Here is a 1,488-nt window from a genome sequence, read left to right as displayed (position 1 = left end):
GGGGGGGAGCGGGCCTATCGTGGAGGACATGCCGCTCTCAGGAGAGTATCTGCCCAGCACCAGCGAATGGGCCCGTACGCAGGCCGAGACCTTCGAGGCCACGGGTGGCCAGGAGGCCGCGGAACTGCGGGGCGTTCCCATCATCGTCCTCACCACCGTCGGAGCAAAAACGGGGGGCCTGCGCAAGACGGCTCTCATGCGCGTCGAACACGACGGTCGCTACCTCGTCGTGGCATCCAAGGGTGGGGCTCCCGAGCACCCCGCGTGGTTTTACAACCTCGTGAAGAACCCGCGCGTCGCGCTGCAGGACGGCGACGACAAGCGCGAGTACGACGCGCACCAGGCCGAGGGCGCCGAGCGCGACGAGTGGTGGGCCCGTGCGGTGGCGGTGTGGCCCGACTACGACGAGTACCAGCGCAAGACCGAGCGCCGCATCGAGATCTTCGTCCTCGAGCCGGTCGACTGACGAGCACGCCCGGATGCCGCCGCGCCTGAGCGGCGCTGTCGGGGGCCGCGGGTAGGGTCTGAGTCGCTCATGCATCGTCTACTCGTCGCCCTCCTTGCCGCCCTCGACGCCGTGCTGGCGGCCGCGGGGGGTATCGCCGTGGTGCTCGCGCCCCTGACGCTCCTGTGGGTGTTCGGCGTAGGCGATCCCGATTGGGGCGCCCTGTGGCCCGCGTCGGCCGCGGTGTGGCACCTGGGCCATCTCGTGCCCGTCTCCGTGACGTTGCCCGACACCTATCTCGCGGCCACGGGCATCGATCCCGCGCTCGCGACCTTCACGCTCTCGCTCGCACCGCTCGCGTTCGCTGTCTTCACCGGTCTGTTCGCGGCCCGCTCCGGCTCGCGCGCGGCAGAAGCGGGCGCCGCGATCACCGGCTGGCTGTCCGGCTCGCTGGTCTTCGCCGCGCTCTCGACGCTCGTCGCGCTGACGGCGAATGCCGAGCTCGTGGCATCCGAGATCTGGCCGGCGATCCTGCTGCCGTCGTCGATCTTCTTCGCCTCGTCGTTCGTCGGCGCCGTCGTCGGATCGTGGCGGGTGGGCGATGACGGCCCCGTCGACGCGCTGCGGGACCGGCTCGCGCGTCTCCCGCGGGCCTGGGCCGAAGTGCCTGTCTTGGCGGTGCGCGGCCTCGCCCTGACCACTCTCGGACTCGTCAGCGTGGGGGCCGTGGTGTTCGTCGCGGGGCTCGTCGCGGGCTCCGGCCAGGTGATCGGGCTCTTCCAAGCCAGCAACGCCGACGCCGTCGGCGCGACCGTGATCGCGCTGGGGCAACTCGTCTACCTCCCCACGCTCGTGCTGTGGGCGCTCGCGTTCACCGCCGGACCCGGCTTCGCGATCGGCACCGACACCGCGGTCACCCCGGCCGCGACGCAGGTCGGCGCGCTCCCCGGCATCCCGGTGCTGGGCGCCGTGCCCGATTCGACCTCGCCGTGGTTGCTGCTGCTCGTGCTGCTGCCCGTCGGGGTGGGTGCGCTGACCGGGTG

At 71.9% G+C, this 1,488-nt stretch carries 2 protein-coding genes; both read left to right on the top strand.

Annotated features, from left to right (window positions below; translation table 11 throughout):
• Positions 1 to 466 (top strand): nitroreductase family deazaflavin-dependent oxidoreductase (locus FE256_RS17905; RefSeq protein WP_354646085.1); only part of this gene is annotated, 466 nt, incomplete at its 5' end.
• A gap of 69 nt (positions 467 to 535) precedes the next feature.
• On the top strand, positions 536 to 1,488 hold a 953-nt coding region (locus tag FE256_RS17900; protein ID WP_252371091.1), incomplete at its 3' end, for a cell division protein PerM.

The sequence above is a fragment of the Microbacterium sp. 5K110 genome (assembly GCF_005774735.1).
In the GTDB taxonomy this organism is placed as follows: Bacteria; Actinomycetota; Actinomycetes; order Actinomycetales; family Microbacteriaceae; genus Microbacterium.
The sequence above is the reverse complement of the archived record's forward strand: the minus strand, read 5'-3'. Positions and strand labels throughout refer to the sequence as shown.